14 protein-coding genes are annotated in these 18,349 nt (G+C 69.0%); 5 read left to right on the top strand and 9 right to left on the bottom strand.

Annotated elements, in window-relative coordinates:
- Positions 1 to 21: 21 nt before the first annotated feature.
- Entirely contained in the window at positions 22 to 1,482 is a 1,461-nt protein-coding gene (gene ftsZ / locus E2493_RS16805; protein WP_135089095.1) for a cell division protein FtsZ, read from the bottom strand.
- A gap of 228 nt (positions 1,483 to 1,710) precedes the next feature.
- On the opposite strand from ftsZ, the gene E2493_RS16800 reads away from it, so the two are divergent.
- A complete protein-coding gene (locus E2493_RS16800) occupies positions 1,711 to 2,820 on the top strand; it encodes a sensor histidine kinase (protein WP_135089092.1) in 1,110 nt (369 codons plus the stop codon).
- A gap of 128 nt (positions 2,821 to 2,948) precedes the next feature.
- Positions 2,949 to 5,549, top strand: coding sequence for an EAL domain-containing protein (locus tag E2493_RS16795; protein WP_135089089.1), 2,601 nt, complete (start codon positions 2,949 to 2,951; stop codon positions 5,547 to 5,549).
- Between the two features lie 200 nt (positions 5,550 to 5,749).
- Here E2493_RS16795 and E2493_RS16790 read toward each other — a convergent pair whose 3' ends face one another.
- Both E2493_RS16790 and E2493_RS16785 read right to left on the bottom strand, forming a co-directional pair.
- Positions 5,750 to 6,136 carry a response regulator transcription factor gene (locus tag E2493_RS16790; RefSeq protein WP_135089086.1) on the bottom strand — a complete coding sequence of 129 codons (387 nt, stop codon included), beginning with the start codon at positions 6,134 to 6,136 and terminating at the stop codon, positions 5,750 to 5,752.
- A gap of 151 nt (positions 6,137 to 6,287) precedes the next feature.
- On the bottom strand, positions 6,288 to 6,950 hold the full coding sequence (locus E2493_RS16785; protein ID WP_135089083.1) for a response regulator transcription factor: 663 nt from the start codon (positions 6,948 to 6,950) through the stop codon (positions 6,288 to 6,290).
- A 158-nt stretch (positions 6,951 to 7,108) separates the two neighbouring features.
- Here E2493_RS16785 and E2493_RS16780 point away from each other — a divergent pair, with 158 nt between their 5' ends.
- Positions 7,109 to 7,603, top strand: a complete 495-nt coding sequence (locus E2493_RS16780; RefSeq protein ID WP_167737590.1) for a BLUF domain-containing protein — start codon at positions 7,109 to 7,111, stop codon at positions 7,601 to 7,603.
- A gap of 15 nt (positions 7,604 to 7,618) precedes the next feature.
- Here E2493_RS16780 and cysI read toward each other — a convergent pair whose 3' ends face one another.
- The 6 genes from cysI to E2493_RS16750 all read right to left on the bottom strand — a co-directional run bounded on the left by cysI (position 7,619) and on the right by E2493_RS16750 (position 16,173).
- Positions 7,619 to 9,328 (bottom strand): assimilatory sulfite reductase (NADPH) hemoprotein subunit, encoded by a 1,710-nt coding sequence (gene cysI / locus E2493_RS16775; RefSeq protein WP_135089077.1) that lies wholly within the window; start codon positions 9,326 to 9,328, stop codon positions 7,619 to 7,621.
- A 17-nt stretch (positions 9,329 to 9,345) separates the two neighbouring features.
- Entirely contained in the window at positions 9,346 to 11,163 is a 1,818-nt protein-coding gene (locus tag E2493_RS16770) for an assimilatory sulfite reductase (NADPH) flavoprotein subunit (RefSeq protein WP_225421548.1), read from the bottom strand.
- A 43-nt stretch (positions 11,164 to 11,206) separates the two neighbouring features.
- Positions 11,207 to 12,871, bottom strand: a complete 1,665-nt coding sequence (cysN, locus tag E2493_RS16765) for a sulfate adenylyltransferase subunit CysN (protein ID WP_135089072.1) — start codon at positions 12,869 to 12,871, stop codon at positions 11,207 to 11,209.
- A 190-nt stretch (positions 12,872 to 13,061) separates the two neighbouring features.
- Positions 13,062 to 13,988, bottom strand: a complete 927-nt coding sequence (gene cysD / locus E2493_RS16760) for a sulfate adenylyltransferase subunit CysD (RefSeq protein WP_135089069.1) — start codon at positions 13,986 to 13,988, stop codon at positions 13,062 to 13,064.
- Positions 13,985 to 15,373 carry a siroheme synthase CysG gene (gene cysG / locus E2493_RS16755; RefSeq protein ID WP_167737589.1) on the bottom strand — a complete coding sequence of 463 codons (1,389 nt, stop codon included), beginning with the start codon at positions 15,371 to 15,373 and terminating at the stop codon, positions 13,985 to 13,987. The genes cysD and cysG overlap by 4 nt, the downstream gene beginning before the upstream one ends.
- Positions 15,370 to 16,173, bottom strand: coding sequence for a phosphoadenylyl-sulfate reductase (locus E2493_RS16750; RefSeq protein ID WP_225421547.1), 804 nt, complete (start codon positions 16,171 to 16,173; stop codon positions 15,370 to 15,372). The genes cysG and E2493_RS16750 overlap by 4 nt, the downstream gene beginning before the upstream one ends.
- A 259-nt stretch (positions 16,174 to 16,432) precedes the next feature.
- Between E2493_RS16750 and E2493_RS16745 the strand changes: the two genes are divergently transcribed.
- Both E2493_RS16745 and E2493_RS16740 read left to right on the top strand, forming a co-directional pair.
- Positions 16,433 to 16,906 (top strand): Lrp/AsnC family transcriptional regulator, encoded by a 474-nt coding sequence (locus E2493_RS16745; RefSeq protein ID WP_135089063.1) that lies wholly within the window; start codon positions 16,433 to 16,435, stop codon positions 16,904 to 16,906.
- Between the two features lie 986 nt (positions 16,907 to 17,892).
- Positions 17,893 to 18,108: a hypothetical protein gene (locus tag E2493_RS16740; RefSeq protein WP_135089060.1), complete on the top strand. Its 216-nt coding sequence runs from the start codon at positions 17,893 to 17,895 to the stop codon at positions 18,106 to 18,108.
- Positions 18,109 to 18,349: the final 241 nt, after the last annotated feature.

Here is an 18,349-nt window from a genome sequence, read left to right as displayed (position 1 = left end):
TCGACGGCGCCGCCGGTCAGATCAGCGAGGAAGATGGCCGCCGCGGCCGCCATCGCCGCGCGCCAGCATCGACAGGCGCTGGAGCAGGCTCGGCCCGCGGAGCGGCGCCGCGACCGCTTTGTGCACCGGGCGGCCGCCGCCGAACTCGCCCGCGGCGAAGGCGGGCGCGGCCGGCGCAGGCGGCTGGACCAGGATCAGTCCTTCGTCGCTGCCGCGCGGCTCGCGGAAGAAGGCGGCCGCCGGATCGATGCGCGGCCCCTCGACGGTCACGGCGTCGGAGGCTGCGAGAACCAGCGTGTCGGTGGCGGCGTAGCCGTCTTCCCACGGTGCGGCGATCTGGACCTCGTAAAAAGGCTCCTCCACCGGCTCGGCGGCCTCTGCGATCGGTTCCGCAGGCTCAATCACCGCAGTCGACCGAGACACGGCGATCTCCGCGGCGGCGGCGACCGGCGCCGCCTGCGACGCTGCGAAAGGCATTGCCGCCGGCGTCTCGAGCTGGTCGGCCGCGGCCGTAGCGGTTTCGCCGTCGATGCCGGTGGCGAGGATCGAAACGCGGATACGCCCCTCCAGCGCCGGGTCGACCGCCGAGCCCCAGATGATGTTGGCGTCGGGGTGGATCTCGTCCTTGATGCGCATCGCCGCCTCGTCGATCTCCATCAAGCGCATGTCTTCGCCGCCGGCCACCGAGATGATCAGGCCGCGCGCGCCGCGGATGGCGCCGTCGAGCAGCGGGTTGTTGATCGCCCGCTCCGCGGCGTCGGTCGCGCGGCGCTCGCCGCTGGCCTCGCCGGTGCCGAGCATCGCCTTGCCCATCGACAGCATGATGGTGCGCACGTCGGCGAAATCGAGGTTGATCAGGCCTGGCATGAGAATGAGGTCGCTGATGCTGCGCACGCCCTGCTCCAGCACCTCGTCGGCCATGCGGAAGGCCTGGCGGAAGGTGGTGCTCGGCGAGACCACGCGGAACAGATTCTGGTTCGGGATGACGATCAGCGTGTCGACGTGCGGCGTCAGGGCGGCGAGGCCTTCCTCGGCCGCGGCGGCGCGCCGGCGGCCCTCGAAGCCGAACGGCTTGGTGACCACGCCGACCGTCAGGATGCCGCGGGCACGCGCCGCGGCGGCGATCACCGGGGCGGCGCCGGTTCCGGTACCGCCGCCCATGCCGGCCGCGATGAAGCACATGTGCGCGCCGTCGAGGGCGGCGACGATCTCGTCCAGCGACTCCATCGCGGCGGCGCGGCCGATCTCGGCAGCGGCGCCCGCGCCGAGACCCTGGGTGATCTCGCGGCCGAGCTGGATGCCGCGTTCCACCGGCGAGGCATTGAGCGCCTGCGCATCGGTATTCGCGACGATGAACTCGACGCCCGTCACGCCGTGCTCGATCATGTTGGCGACTGCGTTACCACCAGCGCCCCCAACGCCAACGACGCAGATACGTGGACGAAGCTCGGAACCGTAATTGCTCACAGCGTCGGTCATCATCATTACTATCCCCGCTCGGCCGTCGGCGAGCAGCGCCGACTCTCTCCGTTAATGACTCGGTAACTACTTCTTGGAATTGATGACGAGATATTGCGGAAGTGTACCTAGCGGGATTCTACGGAGCGGCGGGCCCGGACTCGCCACAGCCTCTTGCGGCGCACGCTATTGAGCGCGCTTTGTAGATATACGGGCTGTCCAAATCCGCCTGCTGCGGTGTAGGCCGCGCACATGCCGACCTCGCCGGAGACCGGAGGGCAGCTTCTCGCTGCCGTGCTCGACACCGCGCTCGACGCGGTTGTGGTCATGCGCGCCGACGGCACCGTCTTCGGCTGGAACCAGATATGCGAGCGCCTGTTCGGGTGGACCGCCAGCGAGGCGATCGGCCAGGATCTCAGCGAGCTGATCATTCCGGAGCGGCTGCGCCAGGCCCACAAGTCCGGCCTCGAGCGGTTTCTCCGTGCCGGCGAGGTGGGCATCCTCGGCCGCCAGATCGAGACGGTGGCGCTCCGCCGGGACGGCAGCGAGATCCCCGTCGAGCTCGCGGTGATGCTGACCGGGCGATTCCAGGAGATTCTCTTCCTCGGCTTCATCCGCGACATCAGCGCGCGCATGGAGGCCGCGACGAAGATCGCCAATCTCCAGGCCGAGCTCGTCCACATGTCGCGGGTCAGCGCGATGGGCGCGATGGCCTCAACGCTGGCGCATGAGCTCAACCAGCCGCTCGCCGCGGTGACCAACTATCTGGCCGCATGCGAGATGGCGCTGGACGCCGACCCGCCTGCGCTCGACCGGCTGCGCGAGCTGATCCCCGCCGCCCGCCAGAACACCACCCGTGCCGCCCACATCATCCGGCGGCTGCGCAACATGACGGTGCGATCGAAGGCGGCGCGCGAGCGCGTCGACGTCGGCGAAGCGATCGAGGAAGCGGCGGCCGTGGCGCTGATCGGCCCCGAGGGCACCCAGATCCGCAAGACCATCACCCATCCGCCGCAGCTGATGGTGCAGTTCGACCGCATGCAGCTGCAGCAGGTGCTGATCAACCTGATCCGCAACGCCGTCGAGGCGATGGACGGATGCGAGCGCAAGCATCTGCGGATCTCCGCCTATCGCAGCGGAGACGAGGTTCGCATCGATGTCCGCGATACCGGTCGGGGTCTGAGCGAGGAGGAGCGCGAGACGTTGTTCACGCCCTTCTCCGGGACCAAGGAGGAAGGCATGGGCATCGGCCTCTCCGTCTCCAGGATGATCGTCGAGGCGCAGCACGGCCGTCTCTGGGCCGCCGCCAACGAGGAAGGCGGCGCCTGCTTCTGCATCGCAATTCCGACGGCAAGCGACTGAGCCGGCGCCGAGCAGCCCCGCCGCTGCCGCCTCGCCCGCGAGGATCGCGGCAGAAAGTCCTTCTCCGGCCACTCTCCCCAGGCTCGGCGCTCTAGAATGAAAGGGCCGGGATTCCGCCCGGCCGCTCAATGGCTGTCATGTACGCTCACAACGACATTTCCTCGCAGATACCCCGCCGCCGCACGGAGCCGCCGCGCACCGCGTCGGTGGGCCCGGAACGGCTCGCGGAGCTGGCGACCAGCATCGAGACCCTGGCCGATGATCTGGCGGAGGCGCAGCGGATCGCCAAGCTCGGCATCTGGCGGTGGACGGTCGCAACGCAGGCATTCGCCTGGTCCGACGAGATGTTCCGGATCGCCGGACGGGATCGCGCCACCTACAAGCCGACGCTGGAGAGCTCCCTGTCCTGCATCCATCCGGACGATGTCGCCGGCGTCCACCAGCGCCTGCTGAGCACGATCGCCGGCGGCAGCGACGACGCTGCCGAGTTCCGCATCATCCGTCCCGACGGCGAGACCCGCCACTGCTGGGCCGAGGTCCGCCCGGTGCTGGACGAGCACAAGCAGGTGACGGCTGTCCGCGGCATCCTGCAGGACATCACCGAACGCAAGGCGATCGAGGAAAAGCTTCGGGAGAGCGAGGAGCATTATCGCTACACCGTCGAGCTCAGCCCGCAGATCCCCTGGACCGCCGATCCTTCCGGTCGCCTGATCGAGGTCAGCCAGCGCGGCTTCCAGGCCAGCGACCGGCCGCGCGACGACGCGCTCGGCCACGGCTGGCTGGAGTTCGTCCATCCGGACGACCGGGAACGGGCCGAGGCCGCCTGGCGTCATTCGCTCGAGACCGGCGAGACCCTCGACAGCGAATACCGGATGAGGCGCTTCGACGGAGGCGGGCTGTGGGTGCGGGCACGAGCCGGCGCGCGCCGCAACGAGCAAGGCGAGATCGTGCGCTGGTACGGTACGCTCGAGGACATCGACGATCAAAAACGTGCCGAGGCGGCGCTGCTCTCCGTCGAGGAGGTCTATCGCCTCGCCGTTCGCGCCACCGGCCTCGCCATCTGGGATTATGATCACGCCTCCGGAACCCGCCGCTGGTCGGACGAATTGCGCGACATGCTGGGTTTCGCGGCCGAGGTCCCCGCCGATACCGCCCTGTTCCTCGAGCGCGTCGTGGAGGAGGACCGCAAGGTGGTGACCGCCGTGATCGACGGCGACGATCCGGATCCCGCGCTCCCGCCGAACGCCAAGCTCTTCCGCTTCCGCCGCGCCGACACGGGTGCGGTGCGCTGGCTGACCTTCGACATCCATCGCGTGCGGGACGAAAGCGGCACGACGACGCGGAGTATCGTCGCGATCCGCGACATCACCGAGAGCAAGGAGGCGCAGGACCAGGTCACCTGGGCCGCGCGGCACGATCCGCTCACCGGGCTCGCCAACCGACTGACCTTCCAGGAACGGCTGCATCAGGCCGTCAGCACCGGCCGCGCCCCGGATTGCTGCGCGGGGCTGCTGCTCGTCGACCTCGACGACTTCAAGCTGATCAACGACACTCTCGGACACGATGCCGGCGACAGGCTCCTCCAGGTCTCGGCGGAGAGGATCCGCAAGGCCGTGGGCGAGCACGACACGGTGGCGCGGCTCGGCGGCGACGAGTTCGCCATCCTCCTGGCGCAGCCCGCGTCCGACGAAGAGGTGCTGGCAATCGCCGAGCGCGTCATCGCGCAGCTCGGTATTCCGTTCCGCCTCGAAGACCAGTCGATCGAGGTCCGCGCCAGCATTGGCGCCACCACCTCGCGCGCCGAGTTCGACGGCGCCGAGGCGATGTTCAAGCACGCCGACATCGCCCTCTACGTCTCGAAGGCGGAAGGACGTGGTCGCGTCACCATGTTCCGGCCGGAGATGCGCGCCGTCATCCAGCAGCGCGCATCGATGCTGAGCCTCGCGCGTGGCGCGCTCGCCTCGAACGCGATCGAGCCGCACTACCAGCCGCAGGTCGATCTCCACTCGGGAAAGCTGGTCGGCTTCGAAGCGCTGCTGCGCTGGCGCGACCGCCACCGCGGCCTTCAGCTGCCCGGCAGCGTCGCCGCCGCGTTCGAGGACAATGAGCTGGCGACCAGCATCAGCGATCGTATGTTCGAGCGGGTGATCGCCGACATGCGCCGCTGGCTGGACGGCGGCCTGCCGTTCGGCCGGGTGGCGGTGAACGCCTCGGCCGCCGAATTCCGGCGCGACAATTTCGCCGAGCGCGTGCTCGGGCTGCTGAAGGCGGGAGACGTTCCCGCCTCCTGCCTCGAGCTCGAGGTGACGGAGACGGTGTTCCTCGGCCGCGGCTCGGAGCTGGTCGATCGCGCGCTCAACTTGCTCTCGTCGGAAGGCGTGCGCATCGCCCTGGACGATTTCGGCACCGGCTACGCCTCGCTGTCGCACCTCAAGCGCTTTCCGGTCGACATCATCAAGATCGACCGCAGCTTCGTTCGCGACATCGAGGAAGATCCCGAGGACGCGGCGATCGTCAATGCGCTGATCAGCCTCGGGAAGAGCCTGGGCCTGCGGACGATCGCCGAGGGCATCGAGAGCGAGACGCAGGCCGTCTGCCTGGCGGCCCAGGGCTGCAGCATGGGCCAGGGCTATTATTTCGGCCGGCCGGTGGCGGCCGACGCTGCGGCCGAGCGGATCGCCCGCTGGACCGACTTCAGCTTCGCTCCGGGCGACGCCGCGCCGCGCTGAGCGGCGGCGCGATCAGGCTGCAGCTCCGCTTCCCTGCGCCGCATGCCGGCTTCGGTGGCGAGCAGGACCCCATCGGCGAGCGCGCGCGCCTGCAGCGTACGGATCAGACTGGTGCGATGCATCTCGGCCGTGCGAACCGGGATGCCCGGCAATCGCCCCCTGACCACAGGGACCGGTTCAGACGCAGGAGATTGGTCGCCTCAGCCCCGGGCCCGGCCGTCCAGCGCGTCGAGGCCGCGCTCGAGCGCCGCGAACATGTCTTCCTCACGGCAGGGCTTCTCGAGAAACTCGATCGCGCCGCGCTTGAGCACGGCGGCGGCGATGCCGGGATCGGGGTGGCCGGTCATCACCACCACCGGCCAGTCGATGCCCTGCTCGGCCATCTTCTGGATGACGGCGAGGCCGTCCATGTCCGGCATCCGCATGTCGAGAATGACGCAGCCGGGTTCGAGCGTGGCGAGCGCGTCGACAAAAGCCGTGCCGGAGGCGAAATCCGTGACCGTCCAGTCCGCCAGCCGGAGCAACGTCCTCAGCGATGCGCGGACTGCGTCATCATCCTCCACCAGGTACACGCTTCCGGTTCGCATGGAGACGCACCTCTTTGCCCGACGCCGAGCATAAGGTGCGGGCGCGTTCCCGCAAGGGAGAGTGTCTCCGAAAGGGCGGTCGGCAGGATTTTTTCGAGCGACGGCGAGGCGCGGCCGGCGCGCGCGGGATCACGCACCGTCCGCAGAGCCTTCAGGCGGCGAGGTCGCGCTGCTCCCCGGCGGCGTGCTGGGGCGGCGAGGCCCGGTCGAGCGGCTCGAGCTCGGCCTCGATGGCCAGGCGAATGACATCGGACAACGCGTCGCAATTCATGTCGCGCATCATGTTGGCGCGGTGCATCTCGACCGTGCGCGGGCTGATCTCGAACCGGCGCGCGATCTCCTTGTTGGTCATGCCGGCGAGGAGACCGCGCAGGATCTGGGTCTCGCGGGTGGAGAGGCGGGCGAGGCGCGCCACCGCTTCGCTGCGCTGGGCACGCCGCTGCTGATCGCGCATCGAGAGTGCGCACGCCTGCTGCACGATCGGCAGCAGCACGCCCTCGCGGAACGGCTTCTCGAGGAAATCGAAGGCGCCGAGCTTCACCGCCCGAACGGCCGAGGGAACGTCGCCGTGACCGCTCATGAAGATCACTGGCAGATCGACGCCCCGGCGGATCAGCTCGGCCTGGGCGGCGAAGCCGTCCATCCCCGGCATGCGGACGTCGAGCAGGATGCAGCCGAGCCCGAAGCGCGCGTCGCGGAAGAACTCCTCGGCGCTCGAATAGATCTCGCTGACGCAATCGTGGCTGCGCAGAAGGAAGCTGATCGACGCCCTGACCGACGGATCGTCGTCGACGATATGGACAATTGGCTGCATCTGGCTCCGAACTCCTGCCCCGTTGGTGCCGTCATTACCCTCATTCGGCGCCAAAATGGGATACTGTACTAATCCGGATCGGGGCCGAGAACCGCGGATTTCTGGGGATAAGCTGCCCCGCCGCGAACTTTCCAGAAGATTGAATTCTTTCGGAAACTTTGTTACGGAAACGGCATGAGGGCAAGACCCGCACCGCTTCCGGTTGGCGGCGCCCAGAGGAGGGCACGACCCTGAAGACCCTCCTCTTCGTCAGCGCCAGCCGCATCGAGCGGACCGAGGAGGCGGAGCAGCTGCGCGCGATCGTCGCGGCGGGGCGACGGCGCAATGCCTCGCTCGGCGTCTATTCGGCGCTGGTCGCGGCGCGCGGCCATTTCGGCGAAGTCGTCGACGGGCCCGAGGACCATGTCGATGCGGTGATGGCCACCATCGCCGGCGATCCGCGTCACGAGCGGGTGAAGGTCGTGCTCGAACAGACCGTTGCCGGCGCGCCGCCGCGACCGGGAATGGACCTCGTCTACAGCGGCGGCTCGCTCTACGTGGCCCGATACATCACGCCGCTGATCGAGCTCGATCGCGGCGCGCGGGACCAGGCCGAGCTGGCGTCGCAACTGCTCTACATGATCCGCGAGCTCGCCAGGGCCTGCCCGAGCTGAGCGCCGCGGGCCTGCTCAGGCCGCGTCGAAATAGCCGGCCCGCATGACGAAATCGCCGAAATGCTCCCCCGCCGCTCGCTCGGCGGCATAGCGGCCGAGCATCTCGCCGAGCGTCTCGAGGATCGCCGCCTCACCGATATTCTCGCGATAGAGGCGGTTGAGCCGCTCGCCGTGGAAGCCGCCGCCGACATAGAGATTGTACTTGCCGGGAGCCCGGCCGGTGAAGGCGATCTCCGCGACATAGGGCCGCGCGCAGCCGTTCGGGCAGCCGGTCATGCGGATCGTGATCGGCTCGTCGAGAAGCCCGTTGGCGGCGAGGATCTCCTCGATGCGGGTCATCAGATCCGGCAGATAGCGCTCCGATTCCGCCATCGCGAGCGCGCAGGTCGGCAGCGCGACGCAGGCGATAGAGTTCAGGCGCAGCGCGCTCTGGCGATCGGCCTCGGCCAGGCCGTGCTCGGCGAGGATCGCCTCGATCGCCGGCCGGTCTTCCGCGGCGATGTCGGCGATGATCAGGTTCTGGTTCGGGGTGAGCCGGAAGGCGCCGCGATGCACTCCCGCCAGGGCCCTGAGACCATCCATCATCGGCCGGCCGGGCAGGTTCGAGACTCGTCCGTTCTGGATGAAGAGCGTGTAGTCGAAGCGGCCGGTCTCGGTCCGGCGCCAGCCGAACCGGTCTCCGTTCGAGGTGAAGGCGAACGGCCGCGCCGGGGCGAACGGCGCGCCCATCCGGCGCTCGATCTCCGCCTTCACCCACTCCACGCCCTTGTCGTCGACCGTATATTTGAAGCGGGCGCGGGCGCGCTCGGCGCGGTTGCCATAGTCGCGCTGCACCGCCATCACCGCGTCGGTGGCCTCGATCAGCCGGTCCTTGGGGATGAAGCCGATCACGTCGGCCAGGCGCGGATAGGTCCGCGGCTCGTTGTCGGTGCGGCCCATGCCGCCGCCGATCGAGACGTTGAAGCCTTCGAGGCCATCGGGTCCGGCGATCGCGATGAAGCCGAGATCCTGGGTGTAGACGTCGATGTCGTTCGATGGCGGGATGACGAAGCCGATCTTGAACTTCCGCGGCAGATAGGTGCGGCCGTAGAAGGGCTCCTCCTCCTCGGAGGTCGCCACCCTCTCCTTTCCGTACCAGATCTCGTGATAGCCCCGCGCCCGCGGGATGACGTGATGGCTGGTCGCGGCGGCGAGCGCGGCGACCTCGGCATGGACGGCGGAGTCGGACGGATCGGAGGTGCACATCACGCCGCGCGCGTCGTCGCCGCACGCCGCGATCGTATCGAGCAGCACCTCGTGCAGGCCCTGGATGGTGGGCTTGATGTCCTCCTTGAGGACCCAGTGGAACTGGAAGGTCTGGCGGGTGGTGAGCCGGATCGTGTTGCCGCCATGGGCGCGGGCGAGCGCGTCGATCTTCAGCCATTGCTCGGGGCTGCAGATGCCGCCGGGCAGCCGCACGCGGACCATGAAGGTATAGGCCGGCTCCAGCTTCTGCCGCCGCCGCTCGTCGCGAATGTCGCGATCGTCCTGCTGATAGATGCCGTGGAACTTCATCAGCTTGTTGTCTTCGTAGCTGACGCTGCCGGTGATCCGATCGAGCAGGCCGTGCTCGATCGTGCCGCGCAGATAGTCGCTGTTGTACTTCAGCGTCTCGTCGGGCCCGAGCCTGTCGAGCGGCTGCGAGATGTCGGTGCTGCGATCGACGGTGTCGGTGATCGTGGTCATCTTCGAGGATCCTGAAATCAGTAGACGTCGCGCTGGTAGCGATGGTCGGACGCGAGGTTGCGGACATAGGCTTCGGCGGTGTCGCGATCGACGCGGCCCTGCTCGGCCACGATCCGGATCAGCGTCTCGTGGACGTCCCGCGCCATGCTCTTCTCGTCGCCGCAGACGTAGAGATGGGCGCCCTCCTCGAGCCAGGCGTAGAGGTCCTTCGCCTGCTCCAGCATGCGGTGCTGGACATAGGTCTTGGGCTGGCCCCGGTCGCGCGAGAAGGCGACGTCCATGCGGCTGAGCACGCCCTCCTTCAGCCAGCCCTGCCATTCGGTCTGGTAGAGGAAGTCGGAGCGAAAGTTGCGCTCGCCGAAGAACAGCCAGGACCTGCCGCCGGCGCCGGTCGCCTCGCGCTCCTGGAGGAAGCCGCGATAGGGCGCTACCCCGGTGCCGGCGCCGATCATGACGATCGGCGCGCCGTTCTTCGGCAGCGCGAAGTGCGGATTGTGCTGGATGTAGACCGGCAGGGTGTCGCCGATCTCGATCCGGTCGGCGAGCTGGGTCGAGGCGACGCCGGCGCGCGGCTCCCCGTGCAGCGCGTAGCGGACCGGGGCGACGGTGAGGTGGGCCTCGTCCGGCGCCGCGGCGAGGCTCGAGGCGATCGAATAGAGGCGCGGCTGGAGCGGCCTCAGGCCGGCGACCAGCGCCTCGGCGTTGAGGCCGGGCACCGGATATCTGCGGACGATGTCGACGACATGGTGGCCGCGCAGGAAGAGCAGGCGGTCGGCGGTGCGATCCTCGGCGCGCAGCTCGGCGAGCTCCCGGGCGCCGCTGAGCGTCGCCCATTGATCGAGGAAGCGCGGCGAGGCGATGGCGACCTCGAAGCGGCTGCCGAGCGCCTCCGCCAGCGTCAGCGTCTCGCCCCTGACCGGGACCGGCGCCTCGGCGGAGAGGCCGGTCGCCTCGAGCAATTGCGCGACCACCGCCGGATCGTTCGAGGCGGCGATGCCGAGCGCGTCGCCCGGCTCGTAGACGAGGCCCGAGCCGGCGAGATCGAGCTCGACGTGGCGGGTCTCCTTGGTCGAGTGGCGGCCGACGATCGAGATGTTCTCGATCACCGTCGCCGGGAACGGGTTCTTCTTGTCGTGGACCGGCGCCGCAGCAGCGGTCGGGATGGCCGACGGGATCGCGAAGCCGCTGGCCGAAGGCGCGGCGGCGGCGAGATCGGCGGCGAGACGATCGATGACGATGCCGCTCCAGGCGGCGGCGGGCTCCTCGTAATCGATGTCGCAATCGACCCGATCGCCGATCCGACTGGCGCCGAGTTCCTCGAGGCGGCGATCGATGCGCTTCCCGGCCTCGCAATATTTCTCGTAGGTCGAATCGCCGAGCGAAAGGACGGAGAAGCGGACCTTGTCGAGCTTCGGGGCACGCTTGCCTTCGAGGAACTCGAAGAAGCCGACCGCCGGCTGCGGCGGATCGCCTTCGCCATAGGTGCTGACCACGACCAGCAGGTCCTGCTCGTCCTTGAGCAACCTGGTCTTGTAATCGGCCATGTCGGCGAGCTGGGGCGAGAGGCCGCGCTCGCTTGCCGCAGCGGCGAGCGCGCGGGCGAGATCGCGGCTGTTGCCGGTCTCGGTGCCGTAGAGGATGGTCAGCGTCCGGCCCTGCGGCACGGCCGGCGCGGCTGCAGTGCCCGCCGGCGCCCCGGCGCGGAGCAGGCCGGCGTCGAGGCCGGCGAAATAGCCGCTGATCCAGCGCGCCTGCGCCGGGGTGAGCGTCCCGGCCAGCGCCTCGACGTGCTGCCATTGCTCGAGGGTCAGCGCGCCCTCGGCGAAAGTCTGCATTGCGGTCATCGCGAATTCGATCCCTGTTGCTCGCGGCGGCGGGTCAGATCACCCATTCGTCCGCCCCTTCCTGTTCGCCGGCGCCGGCCTCGATGCGGCGGCCCGGGTGCGCCTCCTCGGCCGAAGCCTCGAGCGTGACGAGAACCTGCACCCCCGCCCTCGCCATCAATTTCGCCACCTCGCGGCCGCGGCGGACCGCCTCGGCGCGCGCGTCCCCGCCGAGGTCGCTGACCAGATCGGCGAGCGCCGCCGCGTCGAGGACGAAAGCCGGCCGGCCGAGCGCGGCGAGGCGATCGGCGGCGCGGCGGGCGTGCTCGGCCCGTCCGGGGCCTGCGATCCAGAGGATCGAGCCCTTGTCCTCGTCGCCGCCGCCGGCCCTGAGGACGCTCTTCGGAAAGTCCTGGACGAGCCCGGCCGCGACCGTCGCGTGGGTGACCTTGTCGATCAGGATGAACCCGCCGAGCCGCCGGTTGTCGGCGTAGCGGACGCCGGGGATGCGCCGGTCGAGATCGATGTCGACCTGGCCGATGTCGTTCAGCGCCAGGGTGAGCCCGCGCCGCTGCTCCATCGTGTTGACGTCGACGATCGGCCCCATGCCGCCGATCGAGGCGGAGAGCGTCTGCGCGCCGATCTTCAGCCAGTAGGAGCGATGCGGCACCATCGCCTCGTCCGACATCCAGACGAGCGTCGCCTGGAGCTTCGAGACCGGCTCGGCCGGGGCCGAGGCGAGGATGTCGCCGCGCGAGCAATCGACCTCGTCGGCGAGCACCAAAGTGACCGACTGGCCGGCGATCGCCTCGTCGAGATCGCCGTCGAAGGTGACGATCCGCGCGATCGTCGAGCTGCGGCTGGCGGGCAGCACGCTGACGGCGTCGCCGACCCGCACCCGCCCGGAGGCGATGCGGCCGGCATAGCCGCGGAAGTTCTGGTTCGGCCGGTTCACCCATTGCACCGCCATTCGGAACGGCTCGTCGCCATGCGACGCGGCGGCGACCGGCACGCTCTCGAGGTGCTCGAGCAGCGCCGGCCCGTCGTACCAGGGCATGGCGGCCGATCGGCCGGTGACGTTGTCGCCGGTGAGGCCCGAGACCGGGATGGCGGTGAAGCCCTCGATCCCGACCTCGCGGGCGAAAGCGGCATAATCGGCGACGATGGCGTCGAACCGGGCCTGGTCGAAGCCGACCAGGTCCATCTTGTTCACCGCCAGCACGACCCTTCGGATGCCGAGCAGGTGGACGAGGAAGGAGTGGCGCCGCGTCTGGGTCAGCACGCCCTTGCGCGCATCGATCAGGATCACGGCGAGATCGGCGGTCGAGGCGCCGGTCACCATGTTACGGGTATATTGCTCGTGGCCGGGCGTGTCGGCGACGATGAACTTGCGCTTGTCGGTGGTGAAGAAGCGGTAGGCGACGTCGATGGTGATGCCCTGTTCGCGCTCGGCGGCGAGGCCGTCGACGAGCAAAGCGAGATCGAGCGCCTCGCCCTGCGTGCCCGAGCGCTTGCTGTCGCTGGCGAGGGCGGCGAGCTGGTCCTCGAACAGCATCTTCGAATCGTAGAGCAATCGGCCGATCAGCGTCGACTTGCCGTCGTCGACCGAGCCGCAGGTGATGAAGCGCAGCAGCGACTTGCGCGCGGTGGCGTCGAGATAGGCCTCGATCTCGGCGCGGGCGACGTCGGCGGCGGTGAGGTCTCGAAGGGCGGTGGCCATTTATTCCTCCCCGCTTGCGGGGAGGGGGACCAGCCGCAGGCTGGTGGAGGGGGTTCGGAGCGTGGCACTGGGCCCCCTCCACCGCGCTACGCGCGGTCCCCCTCCCCGTTCCGGGGAGGATTGCAGGCCTGCGCCCTTGGTCGCCGAGATCCCGGCCTTCGCCGGGATGAGATGCTTGCTCGCAATCATGTCAGAAATACCCTTCCTGCTTCTTGCGCTCCATGCTCGCGCCGCCGCCGTCCTTGTCGATGGCGCGGCCCTGACGCTCGGAGGTGGTGGCGACGAGCATCTCCTGGATGACCTCGGCGAGGGTCGAGGCCTCGCTCTCGACGGCGCCGGTCAGCGGGTAGCAGCCGAGCGTGCGGAAGCGGACCGAGCGCTGGACCGGCACCTCCCCCTCCCGCAGCGGGAAGCGATCGTCGTCGACCATCAGGATGAGGCCGTCGCGCTCCACGGTGGGGCGCGGCGCGGCGAGGTAGAGCGGGACGATCGGAATGTCCTCGGCATAGATGTATTGCCAGATGTCGAGTTCGGTCCAGTTCGACAGAGGGAAGACGCGGATCGTCTCCTTCGGCCCCTTGCGGGCGTTGTACAGGCTCCAGAGCTCCGGCCGCTGGTTCTTCGGATCCCATCGGTGCGCGGCCGATCGGAAGGAGAAGATCCGCTCCTTGGCCCGGCTCTTCTCCTCGTCGCGGCGGGCGCCGCCGAAGGCCGCGTCGAAACCATAGAGATCGAGCGCCTGCTTCAGCCCCTCGGTCTTCCACATGTCGGTATGGAGGGCGCCGTGGTCGAACGGGTTGATCCCCTGCCGCTCGGCCTCGGGGTTGCGGTAGACGAGCAGCTCCATGCCGCTTTCCTTCGCGACCCGGTCGCGCAAGGCGTACATGTCCCGGAACTTCCAGGTCGTATCGACATGGAGCAAAGGGAAAGGCGGCGGCGCCGGGAAGAAGGCCTTGCGGGCGAGGTGGAGCATCACCGCGCTGTCCTTGCCGACCGAATAGAGCATCACCGGCCGCTCGGTCTCGGCGACCACCTCGCGCATGATCTCGATGCTCTCCGCCTCGAGCTGCTCGAGGTGGGTCAGGGCGCGGGTGCCGAGGGACGAATGGGCATTCATGACGCGAGGGCCTTCGGGAATGGGATGAGGTCGGCGGAGGCGCCGGCGAGGTCGCGGGCGACCCAGCCGATCAGGATGGCGACCGGCGCGCCGGCGGGCAGGGCCTGGGCGCGCGCGTCGATGTCGGCGATCGTGCCGGCGACCCGCGCCTCGTCGGGACGCGTCGCATTGGCCATTGCGACGGCGGGCGTCGCCGGGTCGAGGCCCTTGGCCAGCGCCTTGCGGGCGAACTCGCCGAGCGTCTTCCTCGGCATGTAGAGGATGGTCGTCGCCTTGCGGTCGGCCATCGCGCCCCAGTCGATGTCGGACGGGAGCCTGCCGTCGGCGCCGTGGCCGGTGACGAACTGGATGCGGCGGCTGCGCCGGCGTTCGGTCAGCGAGAGGCCGAGCGAGGCGGCCATGCCCTGGGCGGCCGAGATGCCGGGCACGATCGAGACCGGGACGCCCGCGGCCTTGCAAGCGTCGATCTCTTCGGTGGCGCGCCCGAAGATCAGGGGATCGCCGCCCTTCAGCCGCACCACCGTCTCCCCCGCCAAAGCGAGCTCGACGATCATCGCGTTGATCTCGGCCTGGCTGCAGGAGGGGCCGTGGCCGGTCTTGCCGACCGCCACGCGCTTCGCTTCGCGGCGGGCGAGCTCGAGCACGTCGGGCCCGACCAGGGCGTCGTAGAGGATGACGGTGGCGTTCTGCAGCGCGCGGACGGCCTTGAGGGTGAGCAGCTCCGGATCGCCCGGACCGGCGCCGACCAGGGTGACGCTGCCCTGGCGCTCGGCCGGGGTCGCGGCGAGCAGCGCGGCGAAGTCCGCCTCGGCGGGCGCGCGATCGACATTCGCCCAGGCGGCCTCGGTGAAGCGCTTCCAGAAGCCGCGGCGCGCCCCGAAGTCCGGAAGGTGCTGCTTGAGCCGGGCGCGCCAGCCTTGCGCCGCGCTCGCCCAGGCCGAGAGGCCGAGCGGCAGCACGCCCTCGATCCGCGCCCGGATCGACTGGCCGAGCATCGGCGCGGCCCCGTCGGTCGAGATGGCGAGGACCACCGGCGCGCGGTTGACGATCGTGCCGAACTGGACGTCGCACAGATCGGTCTGGTCGATGATGTTGACCGGGGCGCCGGCCGCGCGGGCGGCGGCGACGAAGCGCAGCGCCTCGCCGCGATCGGCCAGAGCGGCGACGGCGAGCGCGGCCCCTTCAAGGTCGGCGGGCTGCCAGCCGGAGACGAGGCGGACGACCTCGGCGCCGGCGGCCTCGAGCAATTCGGCCTTCCAGGCGGCGCCGTCCGACGCGCCGACGACCACCGCCTTGCGGCCCGCCAGCTTGTGGAACAGCGGCAGGTTCGGGAGCGGTGCGATCCGCGCCGGAGTCTCGGCCGGGCTGAGGGTCTGGACGCTCATGCCGCCTTGCTCCGCACCAGGCGGCCGTCGGCGCCGACGTGGAGGCCGCATTCCTTCGCCTCATCGCTCTCCCACCACCAGCGGCCGGCGCGCTCGGGCTCGCCCGGCCGGAGGGCGCGGGTGCAGGGCTCGCAGCCGATCGACAGGAAGCCCCTGGCGTGGAGCGGGTTGACTGGAACGCCGAGCGCCTCGACCTCGGCGGCGACGCGGTCGCGCGTCCAGTCGTGGAGCGGGGCGAGCTTGACCAGCGCGCGCTCGGCATCCCAGGCGGCGAGCGCCACCGCCGCGCGCTGGCCGGACTGGTCGGCGCGAAGGCCGGTGACCCAGGCGGCGGCGCCGGCCAGCGCGCGGCCGAGCGGCGCGACCTTGCGGACGGTGCAGCAGGCGATCCGCGCGTCCTTCGAGTGATAGAAGCCGTTGATCCCGGCGTCGGCGACCATCGCGGCGACCGCTTCGGCATCGGGATGGTAGGAGCGGATGCGGACGCCGTAGCGCTCCTCGGTCTCCTGCCAGAGCGTGTAGGTCGAGGGAAACAGGCGGCCGGTGTCGAGGGTGACGATTTCGATCGGCAGCTTCTCGGTGAGGATGTGGTGGGCAATCAATTGGTCCTCGAGCCCGAAGCTGGTGGTGAAGACCAGCCGGCCGTCGATCGCCTGCGCCGCGGCGCGAAGCCGCTCGGCAATGGTGGCGCCGTGGATCAGGGCGGCGAGACCGGCGGCGGGCAGGTCCGCGGCCACCGGATCGATCGCGTCGGGAATTTCGCTGCGGGCGTCGAACGGCCCTTCTGCTTCCACCATCATGCACCTGGGCCCCGTGCGGGGTACCAAAGAGAAAAATCTTCCAAAACGACGCCGACCGCGAGGAGCTCGCCCCTCGCGGCCGACGCGCACTAGGTCGTTCTGGAAGCGCCCAGATATGCGGCTCTTCAGAGGGGATCAACGCGTCCGGAGGAGATAACATGCATCTTGCGCACTCTCTTGCCGGCGTAGAAGATTATGCTCAAACGTGCCGCAAGCGAGGAGAAGGATTCGCTCGCTGCCCCACCAGCCCGGAGCCCGCATGGACGCCACCGACCGCAAGATCCTCGCCATCCTCCAGGAGGATTCGTCGCTCCCCGTCGCCGAGGTGGCGAGCCGGGTGAACCTCTCGCAGACGCCGTGCTGGCGGCGGATCCAGCGGATGGAGGAGACCGGGGTGATCCGCCGGCGGGTGGCGCTGGTCGATCCGGACGCGATCGGGCTCGGCCTGTCGGTGTTCGTCGAGATCGAGACCGGCGACCATAGCGCGGAATGGCTCGAGCGCTTCGCCCGCGAGGTCGAGGCGATGCCGGAGGTGATGGAGGTCTACCGCATGGCCGGCGACGTCGACTATCTGCTGCGCATCGCCGTGGCCAACATGGCCGAATATGACGGCTTCTACCGCCGGCTGGTCGCCCTGCTCCCGCTGAAGAACGTGACCAGCCGCTTCGCGATGGAGCGGGTCAAGTACACGACGGCCTATCCGGTCGGGGAGGCGGCGACGGGCGGGCGCTGACGCGGGGTGCGGCCACGCATTTCCTGTCAAGAACAGGGGTTCTTACGGGAAAACGGTGCGGTGCCCGCCTGCGCCGAAGAGGTCTGCTAATCCCGGCGCATGAGCGGCGTCGCCGGTCGGATCGCGCATTGAGCCACCACAGGCTCGCGACAGACCCGCACGTAGCCGCCGTGCCGCGGCACCGGCGCAGTGGCTGTGCCCGCGCAGGCGACTGGAACAGCGTGTTGCTCCGCATCAAAAGCGCCTCGAGCGTACCGCACGACTTACCCTAGAATGCTGCGCTGCACGCCGTAAATCGACCGTTGTTTACGGTCAGCGTGCTGCGGTGCAGCACGCTCACTGACACCTGCTGCAGCGCACCGCGTGGCAGAAGACTAGCCCCTCGCGTGCAGCTGCACGGCCCGTCGTCACCCCCGAGCCTGGCGCGACGTGTGTCCGTTCACGACGTCAAAGAGCAGGACGCATACCCACGGCCGGCCGGACGACCATAAGCGCGGCTACAAAGCCGCTAACCGTGAGCGGAACATAACATGAACACGCAGTCCTCGTCAAGCGAGATCGGCTCGCCAGTGGGCGGCTGAGAGTGGCCGTGAGGGGATCGTCCGTTCTGGAGCTCGAGGGACCGATAGGCGACAGTCCGCTCTGTGGCGCCCCAGGTTCGGCGATAAGCGGCCGAAGGGGATGGACAGCTGCCTTTGCATTGGCGCGGCAAGCCCCCATCTGATAGAGTCCAGAGATCGGGCGCAATTCACTCGTGAGCGAGCGCCTGCCTGAGAGACATTCTTCGTGCTCCCGCTTGCAACGTGGGAGCACCTTTATGGCCTCTTCCAATGCTCAGTCCGTCACGCGGGCCAGCACGCCCATCAGCAGTCTGCAACAGCGCCTTTCGGCTTCTGAGGAAGCCTTGCACCGCTCGCGCAAACTCCTCTTGGAAACGGAACGCTTGCTTCCGCTTGACGGCGTCCGCAACAGTCCTCGCAATCGGGATGGCGGACGCCATGTATGATGATGAGGTCGCCCGGGTGCGCCGGCATATCACGCTTGGCTTAAAGCATATTGCTCGCCAGCATGAGCTGATCGCGCATCTCGCGTCGGTTGGCGCCGACACTACCCTGTCAGAGCAGGTTCTGGTGAACTTTGAGGACTCGCTGCTCTTGCACCGACACCATCTCCGGCGTCTCCAGCCCGATGACAGTGCGTAGGGCGAATGATAAAAAGGGTCCCCCATTGTCTTGAATCGATTATGGTGGACCATTTGGGTGATCAATTATCGGTCTTGCGCCGGCGGCTCGGGTTGCAACATCGACAGTGCGCTGCTGACAAGGAGGCGGTCATTGCTTCCCGGACTGTTATCCGGAGCTCCAAAGAGTTGCTCAATCAGCTCGCTGAGCAGGAAAGCCTTCGAACTAAGCCTTTCGCGCCTGAGCCCGGTACGAAGCCGCG

The organism is Sphingomonas parva (ex Maeng et al. 2020) (assembly GCF_004564275.1).
Classification (GTDB): Bacteria; Pseudomonadota; Alphaproteobacteria; order Sphingomonadales; family Sphingomonadaceae; genus Allosphingosinicella; species Allosphingosinicella parva.
Note: the sequence above shows the minus strand (reverse complement) of the source record. Positions and strands in the feature narration are given on the sequence as shown.

What these genes read in the sequence shown, in the direction of transcription:
- ftsZ (WP_135089095.1), bottom strand. Translation starts at nt 1,482, where the DNA reads ATGATGACCGACGCTGTGAGCAATTACGGTTCCGAGCTTCGTCCACGT.
- E2493_RS16800 (WP_135089092.1), top strand. Translation starts at nt 1,711, where the DNA reads ATGCCGACCTCGCCGGAGACCGGAGGGCAGCTTCTCGCTGCCGTGCTC.
- E2493_RS16795 (WP_135089089.1), top strand. Translation starts at nt 2,949, where the DNA reads ATGGCTGTCATGTACGCTCACAACGACATTTCCTCGCAGATACCCCGC.
- E2493_RS16790 (WP_135089086.1), bottom strand. Translation starts at nt 6,136, where the DNA reads ATGCGAACCGGAAGCGTGTACCTGGTGGAGGATGATGACGCAGTCCGC.
- E2493_RS16785 (WP_135089083.1), bottom strand. Translation starts at nt 6,950, where the DNA reads ATGCAGCCAATTGTCCATATCGTCGACGACGATCCGTCGGTCAGGGCG.
- cysI (WP_135089077.1), bottom strand. Translation starts at nt 9,328, where the DNA reads ATGACCACGATCACCGACACCGTCGATCGCAGCACCGACATCTCGCAG.
- E2493_RS16770 (WP_225421548.1), bottom strand. Translation starts at nt 11,163, where the DNA reads ATGCAGACTTTCGCCGAGGGCGCGCTGACCCTCGAGCAATGGCAGCAC.
- cysN (WP_135089072.1), bottom strand. Translation starts at nt 12,871, where the DNA reads ATGGCCACCGCCCTTCGAGACCTCACCGCCGCCGACGTCGCCCGCGCC.
- cysD (WP_135089069.1), bottom strand. Translation starts at nt 13,988, where the DNA reads ATGAATGCCCATTCGTCCCTCGGCACCCGCGCCCTGACCCACCTCGAG.
- cysG (WP_167737589.1), bottom strand. Translation starts at nt 15,373, where the DNA reads ATGAGCGTCCAGACCCTCAGCCCGGCCGAGACTCCGGCGCGGATCGCA.
- E2493_RS16750 (WP_225421547.1), bottom strand. Translation starts at nt 16,173, where the DNA reads ATGATGGTGGAAGCAGAAGGGCCGTTCGACGCCCGCAGCGAAATTCCC.
- E2493_RS16745 (WP_135089063.1), top strand. Translation starts at nt 16,433, where the DNA reads ATGGACGCCACCGACCGCAAGATCCTCGCCATCCTCCAGGAGGATTCG.
- E2493_RS16740 (WP_135089060.1), top strand. Translation starts at nt 17,893, where the DNA reads ATGGCGGACGCCATGTATGATGATGAGGTCGCCCGGGTGCGCCGGCAT.